We start from the raw sequence: 21,605 nt of genomic DNA, 5'->3' as shown, positions 1-21,605 counted from the left end.
AGGTGCGCGCCGGACTGGTAAAATCGCCTTTTTCCCAGTCCTAGCGCGAATCCCATCATGTCCGGCAATACCTTCGGCACTCTCTTCACGGTTACCACTTTCGGCGAATCCCACGGCCCGGCCATCGGCTGCGTGATCGATGGCTGCCCGCCGGGGATGGCGCTGTCCGAGGCCGACATCCAGCCCGAGCTGGATCGCCGCCGCCCGGGCACCTCGCGCCATGTGACGCAGCGCCAGGAGCCGGATACGGTCGAGATCCTGTCCGGCGTGTTCGAGGGCAAGACCACCGGCACGCCGATCGCGCTGCTGATCCGCAACCAGGACCAGCGCAGCAAGGACTACGGCAATATCCTCGATACCTTCCGCCCCGGCCACGCCGACTACACCTACTGGCACAAGTACGGCATCCGCGACCCGCGCGGCGGCGGCCGCTCGTCGGCGCGCCTGACGGCGCCGGTGGTGGGCGCGGCGGCCATCGCCAAGAAGTGGCTGTTCGAGAAATACGGCACTACCTTCAAGGGCTGCATGAGCCAGCTGGGCGAGATCGCGATCCCGTTCGAATCCTGGGAGCATGTGCCCAACAACGCATTTTTCGCCGCCAATGCCGGCATCGTGCCGAAGCTGGAAGAGTACATGGACGCCTTGCGCAAGGAGGGCGACTCCATTGGCGCGCGCATCGACGTGGTGGCGCAGAACGTGCCGGTCGGCCTGGGCGAACCGCTGTACGACAAGCTCGATGCCGAGATCGCCTATGCGCTGATGGGCATCAACGCGGTCAAGGGCGTGGAGATCGGCGCCGGTTTCCGTTCGGTGGCGCAGAAGGGCTCCGAGCATGGCGACGCGCTCACGCCGCAAGGCTTCGTCGGCAATAATTCCGGCGGCGTGCTGGGCGGCATTTCCACCGGCCAGGACATCACGGCTTCGATCGCCATCAAGCCGACTTCCAGCATCCGCACCCCGCGCCCGTCGATCGACAAGACGGGCAACCCGATCGCGGTAGAAACCTTCGGCCGCCACGATCCCTGCGTGGGCATCCGCGCCACGCCCATTGCCGAGGCCATGCTGGCGCTGGTGCTGATGGACCACGCGCTGCGCCATCGCGCGCAATGCGGCGACGTCAAGGTCGATACGCCGCAATTGCGCTGAGCGTTTTTTAGCGGAAACAAGCCGGCCGTCGCCATGCGACCGCCGGCTTTGTTTTGCGCGAACCATTTGCGCATGCATCCAGTCGAACCGCGCGTCTGAAATCTCAGGTAAAGCGGTATCATCGCGGCGTGAATCGCTTGCCGATATCAAAAAATCGAATCTCATGGAGGCGGGTATGGCGCTCATCAAACCAATATTGAAAAACAGTCTGCTGGCCGTGGCGCTGGCAGGGCTGGTGGCGTGCGAAACGGTGCAGACCACCCAGGGCGGCGCCGTCGGCATCGACCGCAAGCAGCAGATGCTGGTGTCGGCGCAGGAAATGGACGCGTCGGCCAGCAAGGAATACGCGCAGGTGCTGGCGCAAGCCAAGGCCAAGGGGCTGCTCAACCGCAATGCCGCGCAGACGCAGCGGGTGAAAACCATCGCCAATCGCCTGATTCCGCAGACCGGCGTGTTCCGCCCGGATGCCTTGCAATGGAAATGGGAAGTCAACGTGTTGACTTCGGACGAGACCAACGCCTGGTGCATGCCGGGCGGGAAGATCGCGGTCTATAGCGGCCTGATCGAGCAGCTCAAGATCACCGATGACGAACTGGCGGCGGTCATGGGGCACGAGATCGCCCACGCCTTGCGCGAGCATGCGCGCGAGCGCGCTTCGCAGCAGGCGGTGGCCAATTCGGCCATCTCCATCGGCGCGGCCTTGCTGGGCATCGGCGATGTCGGCCAGCAGGGCGCCCAATATGCCTATATGGGTTTGATGGGGCTGCCCAATTCGCGCGCCAATGAAACCGAGGCCGACCGCATCGGCGTCGAGCTGGCCGCGCGCGCCGGTTACGATCCCAAGGCGGCGGTGACCCTGTGGCAGAAGATGTCGAAACTGGGCGGAGAGGAGCCGATGAAGTTCATGTCGACCCACCCCTCCAGCGCTGATCGCATCGCCGACCTGACGGTGTACGCGCAACGCGTCGATCCTCTGTATCAGCAGGCTCGCAAGGGGCGTTGAGCGATTGTGCCGCGTATGCCCTTAGTCACTAAAAAATCGGACTGGTACCGTTTCTTCTGCGTTTTTATTGCTGCTTCGTAGCATAATTAGCCGTTGTTGCGACGCACCGAAAAATACCGGGGGAAGGGTAAGACCTATCGCTTTATGGCATAATCAAATGCTATTTTCAACGATCAGTGCCCTTTGCAGGACTGCAACATGCTCAAGACGCTTTACGACAAACTCTGGGAGTCGCATGTCGTTCATACGGAAGATGACGGCACCGCCATCCTGTATATCGACCGCCATCTGCTTCACGAGGTGACCAGCCCGCAAGCCTTCGAAGGATTGAAGCTGGCCGGCCGCCAGCCCTGGCGTAATTCGGCCAACCTGATGGTGGCGGACCACAATGTCCCGACCTCCGACCGGGCGCACGGCATTGCCGACCCCATCTCGCGCCTGCAGGTCGAGACCCTGGACGGCAACGCCAAGGAATACAACCTGACGTATTTCGGCATGAACGACAAGCGCCAGGGCATCGTGCACGTGATCGGCCCTGAACAGGGCGCCACGCTGCCGGGCATGACGGTGGTCTGCGGCGACTCGCACACCTCGACCCACGGCGCCTTCGCCGCGCTGGCGCACGGCATCGGCACCTCCGAGGTGGAGCACGTGCTGGCCACGCAGACGCTGCTGGCGCGCAAGTCCAAGTCCATGCTGGTGCAGGTCGACGGCGCGCTGCCGGCCGGCGTCACCGCCAAGGACATCGTGCTGGCCGTGATCGGCAAGATCGGCACCGCCGGCGGCACCGGCTACGCCATCGAATTCGCCGGCTCGACCATCCGCTCGCTGTCGATGGAAGGCCGCATGACGGTGTGCAACATGGCCATCGAAGCGGGCGCGCGCGCCGGCATGGTGGCCTTCGACGACACCACGATGAACTACCTGAAGGGCCGTCCGTATTCGCCCGCCGGCCCGCACTGGGAACGCGCCGTCTCCTACTGGCGCTCGCTGCATTCCGATCCGGGCGCGAAGTTTGACATGGTGGTCCAGCTCAACGCCGCCGACATCAAGCCGCAAGTCACCTGGGGTACCTCGCCCGAGATGGTGGTGTCGATCGATGCGCGCGTGCCGGATCCCGACAAGGAAAAGGACCCGACCAAGCGCGACGGCATGGAAAAGGCGCTGGCCTACATGGCCTTGAAGCCCAACACGCCGATCGAAGATATCCGCATCGACAAGGTGTTCATCGGCTCCTGCACCAACTCGCGCATCGAAGACCTGCGCGAGGCGGCATCGGTGGTGCGCGGCAAGTTCCGTGCTTCCAACGTCAAGCTGGCGATGGTGGTACCGGGCTCCGGCCTGGTCAAGGAGCAGGCCGAGCGCGAAGGCCTGGACAAGATTTTCAAGGACGCCGGCTTCGAATGGCGCGAACCGGGCTGCTCGATGTGCCTGGCCATGAACGCCGACCGCCTGGAACCGGGCGAGCGCTGCGCCTCGACCTCGAACCGCAACTTCGAAGGCCGCCAGGGCGCCGGCGGCCGTACCCATCTGGTGAGTCCGGCGATGGCTGCCGCGGCCGGCATCGCGGGGCACTTCGTGGATGTGCGTTCCCTGTAATCTTGTCATTGAGAGAAAAAACCATGAAAAAAATCTCCACTCTGTTCCTGCTGGTCGCCGCGCTGGGTTCGCTGGCCGGTTGCAATACCATCGACGGCTTCGGCAAGGATGTGCAGCATGTCGGCGAAAAGATGCAGGACGCCAGCAAGAAGTAATCAGGAAACCGGTCCGGCCGTGATGGCCGACCGGCAGTTTTCGAACAGGAAATAGGAAGGGCGCGGCGGTTTATCGTTTACCGCGCCGACTCAAGGCCATGAATAAATTTATCGTCCACGAAGGTTTGGTTGCGCCCCTGGATCGCGCCAACGTCGACACCGATGCGATCATCCCGAAGCAGTTCCTGAAGTCGATCAAGCGCAGCGGCTTCGGCCCCAACCTGTTCGACGAATGGCGCTATCTCGACCACGGCGAGCCGGGCATGGACAATTCCAAGCGCCCGCTGAACCCGGACTTCGTGCTGAACCAGGAACGCTACCAGGGCGCCTCGATCCTGCTGGCGCGCAAGAACTTCGGCTGCGGCTCCTCGCGCGAACACGCGCCATGGGCGCTGGACCAATACGGCTTCCGCGCCGTGATCGCGCCCAGCTTCGCCGATATCTTCTTCAACAACTGCTACAAGAACGGCTTGTTGCCGATCGTGCTGTCGGAACAGCAGATCGACCACCTGTTCAATGAAGTGAAGGCTTTCCCCGGCTATCGCCTGGTCATCGACCTGGAAAAGCAGGTCGTCACCACCACCAACGGCAGCCAGGCTTTCCCGTTCGACATCAGCGAATTCCGCAAATACTGCCTGCTGAACGGTTTCGACGACATCGGCCTGACCCTACGCAAAGCGGATACCATTCGTGCCTACGAAGAGAAACGCCTGCACGAACAGCCCTGGCTGAGCAACACGATCTGAGGATCGTGGCAACCAGCAAAGGGCGGTCAGATGACCGCCCTTGTTGTTGATGCCCCGGACAAATAACCCTGAATAATCCTGAACATCCCTGAAAGAGAGAGTGCCATGAAGATTGCAATCCTGCCGGGTGACGGCATCGGTCCCGAAATCGTCGACCAGGCTGTGCGCGTCCTGAATTCGCTGGGTGAAAAGTTCGAGATGGAAACCGCGCCCGTCGGCGGCGCCGGCTATGAGGCGCACGGCCACCCGCTGCCGGACGGCACGCTCAAGCTGGCCAAGGAAGCCGACGCCATCCTGTTCGGCGCCGTGGGCGACTGGAAGTACGACAAGCTGGAGCGCGCATTGCGCCCCGAGCAGGCGATCCTGGGCCTGCGCAAGCACCTGCAGCTGTTCGCCAACTTCCGTCCGGCGATCTGCTATCCGGAACTGACCGGCGCTTCCTCGCTCAAGCCCGAGCTGGTCGCCAACCTCGACATCCTGATCGTGCGCGAACTCAACGGCGACATCTATTTCGGCCAGCCGCGCGGCATGCGCGAAGCGCCGGACGGCCCGTTCAAGGGCGCCCGTGAAGGATTCGATACAATGCGCTATTCGGAACCGGAAATCCGCCGTATCGCCCACGTCGCCTTCCAGGCCGCGGCCAAGCGCGGCAAGCGCCTGTGCAGCGTGGACAAGGCCAACGTGCTGGAAACCTTCCAGTTCTGGAAAGACATCGTGACCGAAGTCGGCAAGGAATACCCGGAGGTCGAGCTGTCGCACATGTACGTGGACAATGCCGCGATGCAACTGGTCAAGGCGCCGAAGAACTTCGACGTGATCGTCACCGGCAACATGTTCGGCGACATCCTGTCCGACGCCGCCGCGATGCTGACCGGCTCGATCGGCATGCTGCCGTCGGCCTCGCTGGACGCCAACAACAAGGGCCTGTACGAACCTTCGCACGGCTCGGCGCCGGACATCGCCGGCAAGGGCATCGCCAATCCGCTGGCGACCATCCTGTCGGCCGCGATGATGCTGCGTTTCTCCTTGAACCGTGCCGAGCAGGCCGACCGTATCGAGAACGCGGTGAAGAAAGTGCTTGCGCAAGGCCTGCGCACCGCCGATATTTATGAAGCGGGCACCACCAAGGTAAGCACCGTCCAGATGGGCGACGCCGTGGTCAAGGCTTTGGGGTAAGGACCTCCCCGGCCTCCGCAGCGCGGGGGCGAACGGGTCCGGGGGCCGGGTATTCCGGCATCATGTTCAATTCATGTTGATCACCATGGAAGTTCTAAATAGGGAAAGATGATGAAACTGGTTGGTTTAGTTGGCTGGCGTGGAATGGTGGGTTCGGTCCTGATGCAGCGCATGCAGGACGAGGGTGATTTCGATCACATCGAACCGGTATTTTTCTCGACCTCGAATGCAGGCGGCAAAGCGCCGTCGTTCGCCAAAACGGCAACGACGCTGAAAGACGCCAACAGCATTGATGAGCTGAAAAAATGCGACATCATTATTACCGCGCAGGGCGGCGACTACACCACCGAGATCTTCCCCAAGCTGCGCGCAGCGGGCTGGGACGGCTACTGGATCGATGCGGCGTCGACCCTGCGCATGAAGGATGACGCGGTGATCGTGCTGGACCCGGTCAACAACAACGTCATCAAGGACGCGCTGGCCAAGGGTGTGAAGAACTACATCGGCGGCAACTGCACCAACTCCATCCTGCTGATGGGCGTGGGCGGCCTGTTCAAGGAAGGCCTGGTCGAGTGGGTTAGCTCCATGACCTACCAGGCCGCTTCCGGCGGCGGCGCCAACCACATGCGCGAGCTGTTGAAGGGCATGGGCGTGATCAACGCGGCCGTGGCCGATGAACTGGCGACGCCCTCGTCGGCCATCCTGGACATCGACCGCAAGGTAGCCAAGACCATCCGCGAAGACGTGCCGACCGAGTTCTTCGGCGCGCCGCTGGCGGGCGGCCTGATCCCCTGGATCGACGCGCAGCTGGAAAACGGCCAGTCCAAGGAAGAGTGGAAGGGCCAGGCCGAAGTCAACAAGATCCTCGGCAACGAGAAGATCGTTCCGGTCGACGGCCTGTGCGTGCGTATCGGCGCGATGCGCTGCCACAGCCTGGCGCTGACCATCAAGCTGAAGCGCGACCTGCCGTTGTCGGAGATCGAGTCCATCATCCGCGCCGGCAACCAGTGGGTGAAATGGGTGCCGAACGAGCGTCCGGTCACGGTCAAGGAGCTGACTCCGGCGGCCATCACCGGCGGCCTGGAAATCGGCGTGGGCCGCGTGCGCAAGCTGAACCAGGGCCCGGAATACATCTCGGCCTTCGTGATCGGCGACCAGTTGCTGTGGGGTGCGGCCGAACCGCTGCGCCGCATGCTGCGCATCATCCTGGGCAACCTGAACTGATGAGGTGGGGCGGGCCTTGAACGAATAAGGCTTGCCTACACCGTTGTCAGTCTGCAACAATAACCCGCCGGCAGTCATTCATGTGGCTGCCGGCGGGTTTTTCTCATCTTGAGAACTTGGTTACACTTGCGGGTGTAAGTGCTTGATGATAAAAGTCAAGCGTCTAATTCATTTCATGAAAGCCAACAAAAGGTTTTCATGTCTGCCTGGCGCGGCGCTGGATATGCCCCAACACGGTTTCCAATGGTGATTGATTGGAAACGCAATAAAAGCGTGACGGGTTTGTCGCGTAACGTTTTTCTACGCCATATAAAACATGCCTGTGAACACGAACACGAAGCTTCCCCTGCCCCAGATCAAGAAACTCAGCGCCGTACTGGCGCTCGCCCTGGCCATCCCGCTGGGCGCGCACGCCGCCAGTCTGGGCAAGCTGACGGTGCTGTCCTCCCTGGGCCAGCCGTTGCGGGCCGAGATCGAGGTCACCGCGGTGAGCGCCGAAGAGGCGGGCAAGCTTTCCGCCAGGCTGGCCTCGGCCGATGCCTTCAGCCGCGCCAACGTCGATTACAACGCCATCCTGTCGTCGCTGAGTTTCGCCGTCGAACAGCGCCAGGGGCGCCATTTCATCCGCATCAGTTCTTCCCAGCCGGTCAGCGACCCGTTCGTCGACCTGTTGCTGGAGCTTTCCGCCGGCACGTCGAGAGTGGTGCGCGAATACACTTTCCTGCTCGATCCGGCCGACAGCAAGGCGCCGCGTAACGCGCAAGTGGCGCCGCTGACCCCAAGCGCGCCGGCGGCGAAGAGCGAAGTGTCCGCAAAGGGCGAAGCGGCGAAGGCCGAGGCGCCATCGCCGGCACCGGCGGCAACGCCTGCTCCGGCGCCCGCAGCAGCGGCCCCGGCAGCAGCACCAGCGCCAGCCGCAGCGCCGGCCCCGGCTGCGGGAGCACCGATTCCGGTCAGCGGCGAAGAGCCGGCGACCACCATTGTCCAGCGTCCGGCGCCATCAGCCTTGGCCGAGGAATTGATCCGTCGCCAGCAGGCTTCTCCGGAAGCCACGCCGGCATCGGCCAGCCCCGAGGCCGCGCCTCCTGCCGCGGCAGGTCAGACCGCATCGGGCGAAGTGGCGCGTCCTGGCGCGGCTGCGGCAAACGCGGGCGGCAAGGCGGCGGATTACCGCGTCAAGCAAGGGGATACCCTGGCCGGCATCGCCGCGCGCAACAAGCCGGCCAATGTCTCGCTGGACCAGATGCTGATCGCGCTGTACCGGGCCAACCCCGATGCGTTCATGGGCAACAACATCAACCGCCTGCGCGCCGGTCGGATCCTGGCCATTCCCGACCAGCCGACGGCGTCGGCGGTCGACCAGAATGAAGCGCACGGCATGGTGGTGGCGCAGGCCCAGGACTTCAACGCCTACCGCAACAAGCTGGCCTCGCAGGTCGCGAGCGCGCCGGCCGGTAAGCCCGGCGCCGAGCGCCGCAGTGGCGGCGGCAAGATCACCACCCGCGTCGAGGAACGTTCCGGCGCGGCAGCGGCGAAGGACCGGCTGGAGCTGTCGCGCGCCAACGGCCGCAAGGGCAGCACCGGCAATGCGGGCGCGGCCGAGGAAGACAAGGCGGCGGCCGACCGCGCCTTGTCCGAGGCCAATGACCGCGTCAAGGAGCTTGAGAAGAACGTCAGCGATCTCCAGAAACTGCTGGAGATGAAGAACAAGACCCTCGCCGACCTGGGCGAGCAGCAGAAGGCGGCCGATGCCGCCAAGGCAGCCCCGGCACCCGCCCCGGCGCCGGAAGCCGCGGCCAAGCCTGAAGAGAAACCGGCCGAACCGGCGGCGACCCCGGCCCCTGCGCCTGCCGCTCCGGTCGCGCCCCCGTCCCCGGAGGCGATCAAGTCGGCCGTCACCCCCAGTTTCATCGACCGCGCATTGGCCAATCCCTACACCCTCCCGGGCGTCGGCGGGGCAGTTGCACTGCTGGTGGCGGCGCTGGGCGTGGTTGCCGTGCGCCGCCGCAAGAAGAAGGCCGATGAACCTGTGGCCGAAGCGGCCGCGGAGCCTGAGCCTGCTCCCGAGCCCGATGCCCCTGAACCTGCGCCGGCAGCCCCGGCCGCAGCGGTTGCCGAGGCTGTCAGCGAACCGGAGCCGGCAGCCGTAGAAGAGGCGCCGGCAGCGGAAGCCGCCGCCCCTGCCGAGGAGGAAAGCCCGGTCGATCCGATCGCCGAGGCCGACATGTACATCGCCTACGGCCGCGACGAGCAGGCCGAGGATATCCTCAAGCTGGCCTTGCAGACGCAGCCTGAGCGCCAGGCGCTGCATTCCAAGCTGCTGGAGATCTACGCCAAGCGCCAGGACGTGGACAACTTCAACAAGGTCGCCCTCGACCTGCACCAGTTGAGCGGCGGCCTGAACGAGGCATGGGCCAAGGCGGCCAGCCTGGGGCTCGAGTTGGATCCGACCAATCCGCTGTATGGCGGCACGCCGGAGGAACCGGCCGCGCCCGAGCCGCAGGAGCAGGGGATGGAGTTCGACCTCAGCGACTTCAAGGGCGCCGAGATCCAGCCTTCGGCGGCGATGCCGGCGGTGGACCTGGGCAAGGATATCGATTTCGACCTGGACCTGGAAAACGGCGCCAAGCCGGATGACGGCGAACCGATCCTGCCGGCCGCAGCTTCCGCCTCGGCCTTGCTGGACAGCGTTCCGGACAAGCCGGCCATGAGCCTGTCCGACCTCGACCTGGACCTGCCGTCGGAAACGCCGGCGCAGCCCAAGCCGTCGGAGAACCTGCTGGAAGAGGATGAGGAATCGGCGTTCGAGGCGGAGATGACCACCAAGCTGGACCTGGCGGCCGCCTACCAGGAGATCGGCGACAAGGAAGGCGCGCGCGAGCTGCTGGAAGAAGTCACGCGCGGCGGCAACGACGCGCAGGTGGCGCGGGCCAAGGACATGTTGTCGCAACTGGGCTGATCGGCCCGCCGATTACAAATTACAATAGCTCCATCTCGCGGGCGCCTCGATGAGGTGCCCGTTTGTTTTTTGCAGCCATGCAACCCTGCCGCGCGGGGGCATGCGCGCAGTACCGACCAAGGCAATGACAGATACATCAGGACAATCGGGCACAGCGGCACAGCAAGGCGCAGGCCTGCGTCGCGTGGTGCTGGGCGTGCAGTACGACGGCTCGCAATGGCAGGGCTGGCAGACCCAGCCGCACCGCATGACGGTGCAGGACCAGTTGGAAGCCGCGCTGGAGCGCTTCACCCTGCAGCGCATCGCCACCACCTGCGCCGGCCGCACCGATGCCGGCGTGCATGCGCTGGAGCAAGTGGTGCATTTCGACACCGCCATCGCGCGCGACCTGTTCTCGTGGGTGCGCGGCACCAACGCCTTCCTGCCGCCGGCCATCGCCGTGCGCTGGGCCTGCGAACTGCCGTACGTGGACGACGCGGCTATTGCCGCCTCCGCCGGGCAGGCGGCCGAAGTGCATGGCGCCGATCGGGGGCATGCGCCGACGCAATTCGGTTTCCATTCGCGCTTTTCGGCGGTGGCGCGCACCTACCATTACGCGCTGTACAACCATCCGGTGCGCTCGCCGCTGCTGGCCGGCAAAGCCGGCTGGACGTTCCGCCCGCTGGATGCCGAACGCATGCACCAGGCCGCGCAGCACCTGATCGGCGAGCACGACTTCACCAGCTTCCGCGCGGTCGAATGCCAGGCCAAGTCGCCGGTGCGGCGGATGGAAAGCATCACGGTGCGCCGCCACGGCGACATGATCGTGTTCACCCTGAAAGCTAACGCTTTCCTGCACCACATGGTGCGCAACATCGTCGGTTCGCTGATCTTCGTCGGCAACGGCGGCAAGCCGCCGGAGTGGATCGCCGAGGTGCTGGCGCAGCGCGACCGCAGCCGGGCGGCGCCGACCTTCATGCCGGACGGCCTGTACCTGGCGCGGGTCGACTATCCTGATATTTGGGCCTTGCCGCAGGAGATTCGCTCCTGGCCCTGGCTCTGAGACATTAATGCAATAGGCATTGCCATGACCCACCGTACCCGAATCAAGATCTGCGGCCTGACCCGCAAGGAAGACGTCGCCGCCGCCGTCGCCAGCGGGGCCGACGCCGTCGGCTTCGTGTTTTATCCCAAGAGCCCGCGCTATGTGACGGCGCAGCAGGCCGCCGCGTTGGCCGCGACGGTGCCGCCGTTCGTCAGCACGGTGGGGCTGTTCGTCAACCCGAGCGTGGAGGAGGTGAGGGAAGTGCTGGCGCAGGTGCCGTTGACGTTGTTGCAATTCCACGGCGACGAGACGCCGCAGCAATGCGCCGGGATCGCCGCCGCGGTGATGCGCCCCTTCATGCGCGCCGCGCGCATCGGCAGCGCTACACAGCCCGCGGATTTGCTAGAATATGCGCTTCAATATCGCTCTGCCAGCCCGTTGTTCAACGGGCTGCTGCTCGACACCCTGGTTGAACAGTACGGCGGCAGCGGAAAGGTTTTCGATTGGTCTCTCATTCCAGAAGAACTCGCGCCTCAGGCCGTTTTGAGTGGTGGCTTGAGCGTACACAACGCCACTGAGGCGGTGCTGCGCGTTCGCCCTTACGCAGTCGACATCAGCAGTGGCGTCGAAGCCGCCAAGGGCATCAAGGATGCCGCCAAGATAGAGGCCTTCATCAATGCCGTTCGTCTGGCGGATGCTACCCCCAAGTAGCCAGTAACCCGAATCGAGGATTTCCATGAAAGAACTGAATCCGCTCGGCAACTTCGCCGAGCGTCAAGCCATTTCCCCCGCTGCCCTGCACCAGTCGGCGCCTTACAACCTGCCGGACGCGCGCGGCCACTTCGGTCCCTACGGCGGCAGCTTCGCGGCCGAGACGCTGACCCATGCCCTGCATGAGCTGCGCGACGCCTATGCGCGCTACCAGCACGACGAGCAGTTCCTGGCTGAATTCCATACCGAACTGAAGCATTTCGTCGGCCGCCCGAGCCCGGTCTACCACGCCAAGCGCTGGTCCGAACTGGCCGGCGGCGCGCAGATCTACTTCAAGCGCGAAGACCTGAACCACACCGGCGCCCACAAGATCAACAACGTGATCGGCCAGGCCTTGCTGGCCAAGCGCATGGGCAAGAAGCGCATCATCGCCGAGACCGGCGCCGGCCAGCACGGCGTGGCCACCGCCACCATCTGCGCGCGCTTCGGCATGGAGTGCATCGTCTACATGGGCAGCGAGGACGTGAAGCGCCAGTTGCAGAACGTGTACCGCATGAACCTGCTGGGCGCCAAGGTGGTGCCGGTGGAGTCGGGCTCCAAGACGCTCAAGGATGCCTTGAACGAAGCCATGCGCGACTGGGTCACCAACGTCGAGTCGACCTTCTACATCATCGGCACCGTGGCCGGCCCGCATCCGTACCCGATGATGGTGCGCGACTTCCAGTCGGTGATCGGCAACGAGTGCATCGTGCAGATGCCAGAGATCGCCTCGCGCCAGCCCGACTACGTAGTGGCGGCGGTGGGCGGCGGCTCCAACGCCATGGGCATCTTCTACCCCTATATCGATTACCAGGACGTCAAGCTGGTCGGCGTGGAAGCGGCCGGCGACGGCCTCGATACCGGCCGCCATTCGGCCTCGCTGACGCTGGGTTCGCCGGGCGTCTTGCACGGCAACCGCACCTACCTGCTGCAGGATGAGAACGGCCAGATCATCGAGACCCATTCGGTCTCGGCCGGCCTCGACTACCCGGGCGTGGGGCCGGAACACGCATGGCTCAAGGACAGCGGCCGCGCCACCTACGAATGCATCACCGACGAAGAGGCGCTGGCGGCGTTCAATACCTGCTGCCGCATCGAAGGGATCATCCCGGCGCTGGAGTCCAGCCACGCGCTGGCCTACGCCGCCAAGCTGGCGGCCACGCTGCCCAAGGACAAGATCGTGCTGGCCAACCTGTCCGGCCGTGGGGACAAGGATATGCATACCGTGCAGCAGCGCCAGGGCTGAGACGTAGGCAATCCATCCATACGAAAGAACAGAACATGTCCCGCATCCAACCGACTTTCTCCAAACTGGCCGAGCACAAACGCAAGGCCCTGATCACCTTCATCACCGCCGGCGACCCGGCGCCGGAACTGACCGTGCCGCTGATGCACGCGCTGGTGGCCGGCGGCGTCGATATCCTCGAACTGGGCGTGCCGTTCTCCGACCCGATGGCCGAAGGCCCGGTGATCCAGCGCGCCTGCGAGCGCGCGCTCAAGTTCAATGTCAGCACCCGCGACGTGCTGGGCTACGTGCGCGAATTCCGCAAGACCAACAGCCACACCCCGGTGGTGCTGATGGGCTACGCCAACCCAATCGAACGCTTCGGCGTCGATGCCTTCATCGCCGCGGCGAAAGAGGCGGGGGTGGACGGCACCATCGTGGTCGACTATCCGCCCGAGGAATGCGAAGACTTCGCCCAGAAGATGCAGTCCAACGGCATGGACCCGATCTTCCTGCTGGCGCCGACCTCGACCGAGGAACGCATCCGCCAGGTGGCCAAGGTCAGCAGCGGCTTCTCGTACTACGTGTCGCTCAAGGGCGTGACCGGCGCCGGCAACATCGACACCGCCGAAGTGGCCGAGCGCATCGCGGCCATCCGCAAGCACGTCAAGCTGCCCATCGGCGTGGGCTTCGGCATCCGCGACGGCGCCACCGCCCGCGCGGTGGGCGCGGCGGCGGATGCCGTGGTGATCGGTAGCCGGATCATCTCGGAGCTGGAAAACACGCCGCCCAACAAGGCTTGCGAAGCGGTGCAGGCCTTCGTGGCCGATATCCGCAAGGCGCTGGACGCCTGATCCGCTGCCTGCCTGAAGAAAGCCTCCGGTTTGTCCCGGAGGCTTTCTTTTTTGGTAATAAATGCGGCCCAATCGGGCTGAAAATGCTCTCCGGCAAGGCTTTCGCGGCTTTACGTCCATCGCCATCGGCCTCTGGTACAATGCGCCACCGGAAAATTGAAAGAGGTTTCTATGAGCTGGCTCGAGAAGTTGTTGCCACCCCAAATTCAACGCAGCGGTTCCGCAAGCCGCAAGTCGATCCCGGAAGGCTTGTGGGTCAAGTGCCCGTCCTGCGAAGCAGTGCTTTACCGTACCGACCTGGAGTCCAACCTCCACGTCTGCCCCAAGTGCAGCCACCACATGCGCATCCGCGCCCGCGCTCGTCTCGATGCCCTGCTCGACGAAGGCGGCCGTTATGAGATCGGCCAGGAAGCCCTGCCGGTCGACACCCTGAAGTTCAAGGACAGCAAGAAATACCCCGATCGCTTGAAGGACGCCATGGAATCCACAGGCGAAACCGACGCCATGGTGGTCATGGGCGGCGCGATCATGACCCTGCCGGTCGTGGTGGCCTGCTTCGAATTCGAATTCATGGGCGGCTCCATGGGCTCGGTGGTCGGCGAGCGCTTCGTGCGCGGCGCCCAGGCGGCGCTGGAGCAGAAGGTGCCGTTCATCTGCATCACCGCCACCGGCGGCGCGCGCATGCAGGAAGGCCTGCTGTCGCTGATGCAGATGGCCAAGACCACCGCCATGCTGACCAAGTTGTCGGAAAAGAAACTGCCCTTCATCAGCGTGCTGACCGATCCCACCATGGGGGGCGTGTCGGCATCGTTCGCCTTCATGGGCGACGTCGTGATGGCCGAACCGAAGGCGCTGATCGGCTTCGCCGGCCCGCGCGTGATCGAGAACACGGTGCGCGAGAAACTGCCGGAAGGCTTCCAGCGCGCCGAATTCCTGGTGACCAAGGGCGCCATCGACATGATCGTCGACCGCCGCCAGATGCGCGAGGAAATCGCCCATCTGCTGGCCCTGCTGCAAAACCAGGCAGCCGAAACCATTTCCTGATAAGCGGTATACTTCAGGCCCGGATTTGCTGAATGGCAAATCCGGGTTTTGTTTTTTGCAGATTCCCGTTTTTGTTTCTTCCCCCGAGCGGCGCCATGACATCGCAAGCATCCCCGACCCCCTCCAGCCTGGACGAATGGCTGGCCCTGCTGGAACAGCGCCATTTCAAGCAGATCGACATGGGGCTGGATCGCGTCATGCAGGTCAAGCAGAGGCTCGGCCTGCAGTTCGGCTGCCCGGTGATCATGGTGGCCGGCACCAACGGCAAGGGTTCGACCTGCGCCATGCTGGAGTCGATCCTGCGGCGCGCCGGCTACCGCGTCGGCCTGTACATCAAGCCGCACTTCCTGCACTTCAACGAGCGCGCCCGCATCGATGGCGACATGGCCAGCGACGCGCAACTGATCGATGCCTTCAATGCGGTAGAGGCACAACGTGGCGACGTCTCGCTGACCTATTTCGAATTCACCACGCTGGCCATCATGAAGCTGCTGGCCGACGCCAAGCTGGACGTGGTGATCCTGGAAGTCGGCCTGGGCGGCCGGCTGGATGCGGTCAACGTGGTGGACGCGGATGTCGCCATCGTCACCAGCATCGACATCGACCACACCGAATACCTGGGCAGCACGCGTGAAGCGATCGGCCTGGAGAAGGCCGGCATCTTCCGTCCCGGCAAGGTTGCCGTGTGCGGCGACCCGGTGCCGCCCAAATCGCTCATCGCCCACGCCGAGAAGATCGGCGCCGACCTGTGGCTGATGGGGCGCGACTACAACTACCAGGGCGACAAGCAGCAGTGGGCCTACGGCGGGCGCGGCATGCGCCGCAATTCGCTGGCTTACCCGAGCCTGCGCGGCGCCAACCAGATTCTCAACGCCACGGCCGCACTGGCGGCGCTGGAGTCGCTGCGCGAAGTGCTGCCGGTGGGCGCGCAGGATGTGCGCACGGGGCTGGCCACGGTGGAATTGCCGGGGCGCTTCCAGGTGCTGCCGGGCCAGCCGCTGGTGATCCTGGACGTGGCGCACAACCCGCACGCGGCCGCCACGCTGGCGCAGAACCTCGACAACATGGGCTTCCATCCCTACACCTATGCGGTGTTCGGCTCCATGCTGGACAAGGACATCGAAGGCGTCATCGGCCACCTGAAGGACAAGATCGACCACTGGTGCGTGACCGACCTGCCGCTGCCGCGCGCTGCTACGGCGCAACAACTCAAGGATGCCTTGCTGGAAGCCGGTGTGGAGCCGGAATTCAAGCCCGACGCGGCGCGCAGCATCGAGACCTTCGACAGCCCCGCTGCTGCGTACGCAAATGCCCTGAGCAGGGCAGGGGAGAATGATAGAATTGTGGTTTTTGGGTCTTTCCTCACCGTGGCCGGCGTGATGCAGGTGCGCCGCCCCGGTTTGCATTGATTGCAGGATAGTTTCCCAGGCCGGCACAGGCGCGGCATCCATTCCGACCAATTCAATCCGACTCCGCATGGGCTTGTTCTCGTTTTTCCGTAAAAACAAGCAGGAATCTGCTTCAGACCAAGGCGAATTCCGTTCGCGTTCCGCAGAGGAAACTTCCGTCCTGCGCAGCCGCAGCAACCGCGCATCCAATACCTCCGGCCGCACTTCGGGCGGCCGCGGCAAGGCCGGCAAGGAAGCCGCCGATCCCTTGTTGCCGGAAAAGAAACGCGCCCGCCGCCGCCTGATCGGAGCCGTGGCGCTGGCGCTGGCAGTCGTCATCGTATTGCCGATGATCCTCGACTCCGAGCCGAAGTCCCTGAACGACGACATCGCCATCCAGATCCCCTCCAAGGACCAGCCGGCCGCCAATGCCGGTAATGCCGCCGCCAGCGCCGCGCAGCCTGCCGGCGACAAGCTGGCCTCGGCGGCCTCGACCCTGGACCAGAAGGAAGAAATCGTCGAGCCGGCGGCGGTCAGCCCCGCTCCCGCGGCGGCTCCGGCCCCCGCTCCCGCCGTTGCGGCGCCGCCTGCGGTTGCCCCGGTGACCCCGCCCAAGCCGGCGGAAAAGCCCGCCGCCAAGCCGGAAGAAAAGAAACCAGCCGCCGCCGAGCGCAAGGAAGAACCGAAGAAGGAAGCGCCCAAGAAAGACGCGCCCAAGCCCAAGGCCGTCGAGCAGGGCGACGATTCGCGCGCGCTGGCGATCCTGGAAGGCAAGTCCACCGCCGCCGCCGACAAGAAACCTGCGGCCTCGGGCGGCAAGTTCGTGATCCAGGTGGCCGCGCTGGCGACCCAGGACAAGATCAATGAATTGCGCAGCAAGCTCAGTAGCGCAGGCATCCACTCCTTTACCCAGAAGATCGCGACCCAGGCGGGCGACCGCACGCGCATCCGCGTCGGCCCCTTTGCCAGCCGCGAAGAGGCGGAGAAGATGGGGGCCCGTATCAAGAAGCTGGGCCTGAATGCGACCATTGTTCCAGCTTGAATTCGGCTGCCGATAGCGCAATATTGTCATCGTGACGATCTTCGATTACCTGGTGCTGCTGGTGATGGTCTGTTCGGTGATCATCGGCACCCTGCGCGGACTGGTGCGCGAAGTGCTGTCGCTGGCGAGCTGGGTGGTGGCGCTGGTGGTGGCCAATGCCTATGGCGAGGCGCTGGCGGCGATGCTGCCGGAAGCGGTGCCTGGCGAGTCGACGCGGCTTATCGTGGCGTTCATCGCCCTGTTCATCGGTACCCGGCTGTTGATGGCGCTGGTATCGAGAACCTTGAGCGAATTGATCAAGGCCAGCGGCTTGACGCTGGTCGACCGGGGTTTCGGCAGCCTGTTCGGCGTGGCACGCGGCGCGCTGGTGGTGGTGGCGGTGGCGCTGTTGTGCGGCACCACCTCGATCCCGCAGCAGCCGTTCTGGAAAGAGGCGATGCTGAGCCCATGGGTGGAGCAGGCAGCGCTGGCGGTGATGCCTTATCTGCCGGGAAAGTTTGCCGAGCATGTGAGTTTTTCCATCCCGGTCTGATGCGTTGCCCCGGATGCGGGGGGCGGCGGTCACGGTTTGCAGTAGCGGTTCATTTTCGTTTTCGTTTTTCGTTAGGAGTCCACCATGTGTGGCATCGTCGGTATCGTCTCTCATAGCCCCGTCAACCAAATGCTGTACGACGCGCTGCTGCTGCTGCAGCACCGCGGCCAGGATGCGGCGGGCATTGCAACCAACCACAACAACGGTTTCTCGATGCACAAGGCCAACGGCCTGGTGCGCGACGTGTTCCGCACCCGCAACATGCGCTCGCTGCCCGGCAACACCGGCATCGGCCAGGTGCGTTACCCGACCGCCGGCAGCTCTTCCTCCGAGGAAGAGGCGCAGCCGTTCTACGTCAATGCCCCGTTCGGCATCATCCTGGCGCACAACGGCAACCTGACGAACGCGGAACAGCTGAAGATCGAGATGTTCAAGAACGATCGCCGCCACGTCAACACCGACTCCGACACCGAAGTGCTGCTGAACGTGCTGGCGCACGAGCTGCAGGAAGCCACCACCGGCTACTCGCTCGATCCGGCCGCGCTGTTCAAGGCGGTGGCCATGGTGCACAAGCGCGTGCGCGGCTCCTACGCCGTGGTGGCGCAGATCGCCGGTTACGGCCTGCTGGGCTTCCGCGACCCGTTCGGCATCCGTCCGATGTGCCTGGGCTTCAATGAGAGCGACAAGGGCGTCGAATACATGATGGCCAGCGAATCGGTGGCCCTGGAAGGCATGGGCTTCCGCTTCCTGCGCGACGTCAACCCGGGCGAGGCGATCTTCATCGACAACGACGGCAAGCTGTACAACCAGCAATGCGCCGAGAACCCGACGCTGAACCCCTGTGCCTTCGAATACGTCTACCTGGCCCGTCCCGATTCGGTCATCGACGGCGCCTCGGTCTACGGCACCCGCCTGAAGATGGGCGAATTCCTGGCCGACAAGATCCGCCGCGACTTCAAGCACGGCGAGATCGACGTGGTCATGCCGATCCCCGACTCCTCGCGTCCGGCCGCCATGGAACTGGCGCTGAAGCTGGGCATCGAGTATCGCGAAGGCTTCATCAAGAACCGCTACATCGGCCGTACCTTCATCATGCCGGGCCAGGCGCTGCGCAAGAAATCGGTGCGCCAGAAGCTCAATGCCATCGGCAGCGAATTCAAGGGCAAGAACGTGCTGCTGGTGGACGACTCCATCGTGCGCGGCACCACCAGCCGCGAGATCGTGCAGATGGCGCGCGAATCGGGCGCCAAGAACGTGATCTTCGCCTCGGCCGCGCCGCCGGTGAAGTTCCCCAACGTCTACGGCATCGACATGCCGACCCGCGACGAGCTGATCGCCTACGGCCGCACCGAGGAAGAGGTGTGCCGCGAGATCACCGCCGACTCGCTGGTCTACCAGGACGTGGAAGCGATGAAGCGCGCCATCTCCGAGATGAACCCCGCGCTCAAGAACTTCGAGGCTTCCTGCTTCGACGGTCACTACATCACCGGCGACATCACCCAGGCTTACCTCGACCGCATCGAGTTCGCCCGCAAGAACCCGAAGCCGGCACTGGAAGATGTGGTGCGTTCGCAGTTGAACCTGAACTTGGCGCGCGCGGACTGATCCTGCGCCTGTTCGACCCGACTGGAAACGACGCCGGTGGCCGTGGATGCGGCGCCGGCGTTTTTCATGGCAACAAGCCCTGGTCAAACTGGCTTATTATTTTGCTTTTCCGTCGGCGGCTGTGCGCCCCGGCCCAACTTCAGCACCTCCCGATTCCGCGATGAACGATAAAAAGACCTACGGCTTCACCACCACCATCCTGCACAGCGACCGCCAGAAGGACATCGAGCACGGCTCGCTGCACAAGCCCATCCACACCTCGGTGGCCTTCGGCTACAAGGATGCGCGCCAGCTGGCCGAAGTGTTCCAGGGCAAGCAGCCCGGCTACCGCTACGGCCGCCAGGGCAACCCGACGGTCTCCGCGCTGGAAGACAAGATCAACAAGATGGAAGGCGGCAAGTCCACCATCTGCTTCGCCACCGGCATGGCCGCCATCGGCGCCATCGTCCAGGGCCTGCTGCGCGAGGGCGACCACGTGGTGTCGTCGGCCTTCCTGTTCGGCAATACCAACAGCCTGTGGATGACGGTCGACGCGCAGGGCGCCAAGGTGTCGATGGTCGACGCCACCGACGTCAGGAACGTGGAAGCCGCGATCACCCCGCAAACGCGCCTGGTGTTCGTCGAGACCATCGCCAACCCGCGCACCCAGGTGGCCGACTTGAAGCGCATCGGCGAACTGTGCCGCGAGCGCGGCATCCTCTACGTGGTGGACAACACCATGACCTCGCCCTACCTGTTCCAGCCCAAGGCGGTGGGAGCGGGGCTGGTGGTCAACTCGCTGACCAAGTCGATCGCCGGCCACGGCAACGCGCTGGGCGGCGCGCTGACCGATACCGGCGAATACGACTGGACCCGTTATCCGCATATCGCCGACAGCTACAAGAAGAACCCGGCGCCGCAATGGGGCATGGCGCAGATCCGCGCCAAGGCGCTGCGCGACTTCGGCGCTTCGCTGGGCCCTGAGGCGGCGCATCACATCGCGATCGGCGCCGAAACCATGGCGCTGCGCCTGGAGCGCGAATGCAAGAACGCGCTGGCGGTGGCGCAGATGCTGGCCGCCGACGAGCGCGTGGCGGCGGTGTACTACCCCGGCCTGGAGTCGCATCCCCAGCATGCGCTGTCGAAGGAATTGTTCCGTTCCTACGGCAGCCTGCTGTCGTTCGAACTGAAGGACGGCATCGACTGCTTCGACTACCTGAACCGCATGCAACTGGCGGTGCCGTCCAGCAACCTGGGCGACACCCGCACGCTGGTGATCCCGGTGGCGCATACCATCTTCTACGAGATGGGCGCCGAGCGCCGCGCCAGCATGGGCATCGCCGAATCGCTGATCCGCGTGTCGGTGGGATTGGAAGATACGGATGACCTGGTCGGGGATTTCCGCCAGGCGCTGGATGCCTGATCCTTAGTCTGCCCAAAGACAAAAAGCCTGTGCGCTCGACGAGCCACAGGCTTTTTTGCTTTTTTACTTCCGGAGTCTTGCAGGGATCAGCGGGCGACCAGATTGGCCACCGCTTCGCGGTCGGCCCACTTGGTGGTATAGCTGGGCTTGAAAGTCTGGAAGCGCTCGATCAGTACCGCCGGATCGGCTTCATGCATCATCAGCCTGGACTGCTCGGCGCTGACGAAGCGCTGCGACACCAGGTGGTCGACGAAGGCGATCAGGTTGTTGTAGAAGCCTTCCACGTTGTACAGGCAGATCGGCTTGTAGTGGAAGCCCAGTTGCGCCCAGGTCAGCACTTCGAACAGCTCTTCCAGCGTGCCCATGCCGCCGGGCATGGCGATAAAGCCGTCCGACAGCTCGGCCATCATGGCCTTGCGCTCGTGCATGTCCTTGACGATGTGCAGGCGGGTCAGGCCGTTGTGGCCGAGTTCCTTGTCCAGCAGCGCCTTGGGGATGACGCCGGTGGCTTCGCCGCCCAGCTTCATGACTTCGGTGGCGATGATGCCCATCAGGCCGACGTTGCCGCCGCCGTACACCAGCGCGATGTTGTTCTTGACCATTTCCTGGGCCAGCTTGCGCGCCGCTTCGGCATAAGCCGGGGTGGCGCCGGGAGACGAGCCGCAATATACGCAAATCGATTTCATGTGTCCTCTGCAATATCTGTCAATACAATGGCGATGCCGCTTGTG

The 21,605-nt window shown here is 64.2% G+C and carries 19 protein-coding genes; 18 read left to right on the top strand and 1 reads right to left on the bottom strand.

The annotated features are described in order from the left end of the window. Window positions 1-57 precede the first annotated feature (57 nt). The 18 genes from aroC (at window position 58) to J7548_RS12750 (ending at window position 20,874) form a co-directional block, all read left to right on the top strand. Window positions 58-1,146, top strand: a complete 1,089-nt coding sequence (aroC, locus tag J7548_RS12835; RefSeq protein WP_290975001.1) for a chorismate synthase — start codon at window positions 58-60, stop codon at window positions 1,144-1,146. Window positions 1,147-1,321: 175 nt separating this feature from the next. Beyond that, on the top strand, window positions 1,322-2,149 hold the full coding sequence (locus J7548_RS12830) for a M48 family metallopeptidase (protein WP_290975000.1): 828 nt from the start codon (window positions 1,322-1,324) through the stop codon (window positions 2,147-2,149). 198 nt (window positions 2,150-2,347) lie between these two features. Then, window positions 2,348-3,748, top strand: coding sequence for a 3-isopropylmalate dehydratase large subunit (gene leuC / locus J7548_RS12825; RefSeq protein WP_290974999.1), 1,401 nt, complete (start codon window positions 2,348-2,350; stop codon window positions 3,746-3,748). 23 nt (window positions 3,749-3,771) lie between these two features. Further along, window positions 3,772-3,903 carry an entericidin A/B family lipoprotein gene (locus J7548_RS12820; protein ID WP_290974998.1) on the top strand — a complete coding sequence of 44 codons (132 nt, stop codon included), beginning with the start codon at window positions 3,772-3,774 and terminating at the stop codon, window positions 3,901-3,903. Window positions 3,904-4,001: 98 nt separating this feature from the next. Then, window positions 4,002-4,649: a 3-isopropylmalate dehydratase small subunit gene (gene leuD, locus J7548_RS12815; protein WP_290974997.1), complete on the top strand. Its 648-nt coding sequence runs from the start codon at window positions 4,002-4,004 to the stop codon at window positions 4,647-4,649. Between the two features lie 105 nt (window positions 4,650-4,754). Beyond that, entirely contained in the window at window positions 4,755-5,825 is a 1,071-nt protein-coding gene (gene leuB, locus J7548_RS12810) for a 3-isopropylmalate dehydrogenase (RefSeq protein ID WP_290974996.1), read from the top strand. 111 nt (window positions 5,826-5,936) lie between these two features. Next, window positions 5,937-7,049, top strand: coding sequence for an aspartate-semialdehyde dehydrogenase (gene asd, locus J7548_RS12805; protein ID WP_290975160.1), 1,113 nt, complete (start codon window positions 5,937-5,939; stop codon window positions 7,047-7,049). A 316-nt stretch (window positions 7,050-7,365) separates the two neighbouring features. Continuing rightward, a complete protein-coding gene (locus tag J7548_RS12800; protein WP_290974995.1) occupies window positions 7,366-10,008 on the top strand; it encodes a FimV/HubP family polar landmark protein in 2,643 nt (880 codons plus the stop codon). 124 nt (window positions 10,009-10,132) lie between these two features. Next, on the top strand, window positions 10,133-11,050 hold the full coding sequence (locus tag J7548_RS12795) for a tRNA pseudouridine synthase A (RefSeq protein WP_290974994.1): 918 nt from the start codon (window positions 10,133-10,135) through the stop codon (window positions 11,048-11,050). A gap of 24 nt (window positions 11,051-11,074) precedes the next feature. After that, entirely contained in the window at window positions 11,075-11,743 is a 669-nt protein-coding gene (locus tag J7548_RS12790; protein ID WP_290974993.1) for a phosphoribosylanthranilate isomerase, read from the top strand. Between the two features lie 25 nt (window positions 11,744-11,768). Next, the gene (gene trpB / locus J7548_RS12785; RefSeq protein ID WP_290974992.1) at window positions 11,769-13,028 is read left to right on the top strand and encodes a tryptophan synthase subunit beta; all 1,260 of its coding nucleotides are present in this window, start codon (window positions 11,769-11,771) and stop codon (window positions 13,026-13,028) included. Window positions 13,029-13,063: 35 nt separating this feature from the next. Beyond that, the gene (gene trpA / locus J7548_RS12780) at window positions 13,064-13,861 is read left to right on the top strand and encodes a tryptophan synthase subunit alpha (protein ID WP_290974991.1); all 798 of its coding nucleotides are present in this window, start codon (window positions 13,064-13,066) and stop codon (window positions 13,859-13,861) included. Between the two features lie 171 nt (window positions 13,862-14,032). Then, on the top strand, window positions 14,033-14,905 hold the full coding sequence (gene accD, locus J7548_RS12775; RefSeq protein WP_290974990.1) for an acetyl-CoA carboxylase, carboxyltransferase subunit beta: 873 nt from the start codon (window positions 14,033-14,035) through the stop codon (window positions 14,903-14,905). A gap of 95 nt (window positions 14,906-15,000) precedes the next feature. Next, a complete protein-coding gene (gene folC, locus J7548_RS12770) occupies window positions 15,001-16,314 on the top strand; it encodes a bifunctional tetrahydrofolate synthase/dihydrofolate synthase (RefSeq protein ID WP_290974989.1) in 1,314 nt (437 codons plus the stop codon). Window positions 16,315-16,381: 67 nt separating this feature from the next. Then, window positions 16,382-17,335, top strand: coding sequence for an SPOR domain-containing protein (locus tag J7548_RS12765; protein WP_290974988.1), 954 nt, complete (start codon window positions 16,382-16,384; stop codon window positions 17,333-17,335). A gap of 31 nt (window positions 17,336-17,366) precedes the next feature. After that, window positions 17,367-17,867 (top strand): CvpA family protein, encoded by a 501-nt coding sequence (locus J7548_RS12760; RefSeq protein WP_290974987.1) that lies wholly within the window; start codon window positions 17,367-17,369, stop codon window positions 17,865-17,867. A gap of 84 nt (window positions 17,868-17,951) precedes the next feature. After that, entirely contained in the window at window positions 17,952-19,472 is a 1,521-nt protein-coding gene (gene purF, locus J7548_RS12755) for an amidophosphoribosyltransferase (protein ID WP_290974986.1), read from the top strand. A 160-nt stretch (window positions 19,473-19,632) separates the two neighbouring features. Beyond that, on the top strand, window positions 19,633-20,874 hold the full coding sequence (locus J7548_RS12750) for a cystathionine gamma-synthase family protein (RefSeq protein ID WP_290974985.1): 1,242 nt from the start codon (window positions 19,633-19,635) through the stop codon (window positions 20,872-20,874). 86 nt (window positions 20,875-20,960) lie between these two features. On the opposite strand, the gene J7548_RS12745 is transcribed toward J7548_RS12750, so the two are convergent. Further along, complete coding sequence (locus J7548_RS12745; RefSeq protein ID WP_290974984.1) at window positions 20,961-21,560, bottom strand: TIGR00730 family Rossman fold protein; 600 nt, start codon at window positions 21,558-21,560, stop codon at window positions 20,961-20,963. Window positions 21,561-21,605 lie beyond the last annotated feature (45 nt).

Origin of the sequence: Herbaspirillum sp. (assembly GCF_017744395.1) — a bacterium.
Taxonomy (GTDB): domain Bacteria; phylum Pseudomonadota; class Gammaproteobacteria; order Burkholderiales; family Burkholderiaceae_D; genus Herbaspirillum.
This window is presented reverse-complemented; position numbering and strand designations above follow the sequence as displayed.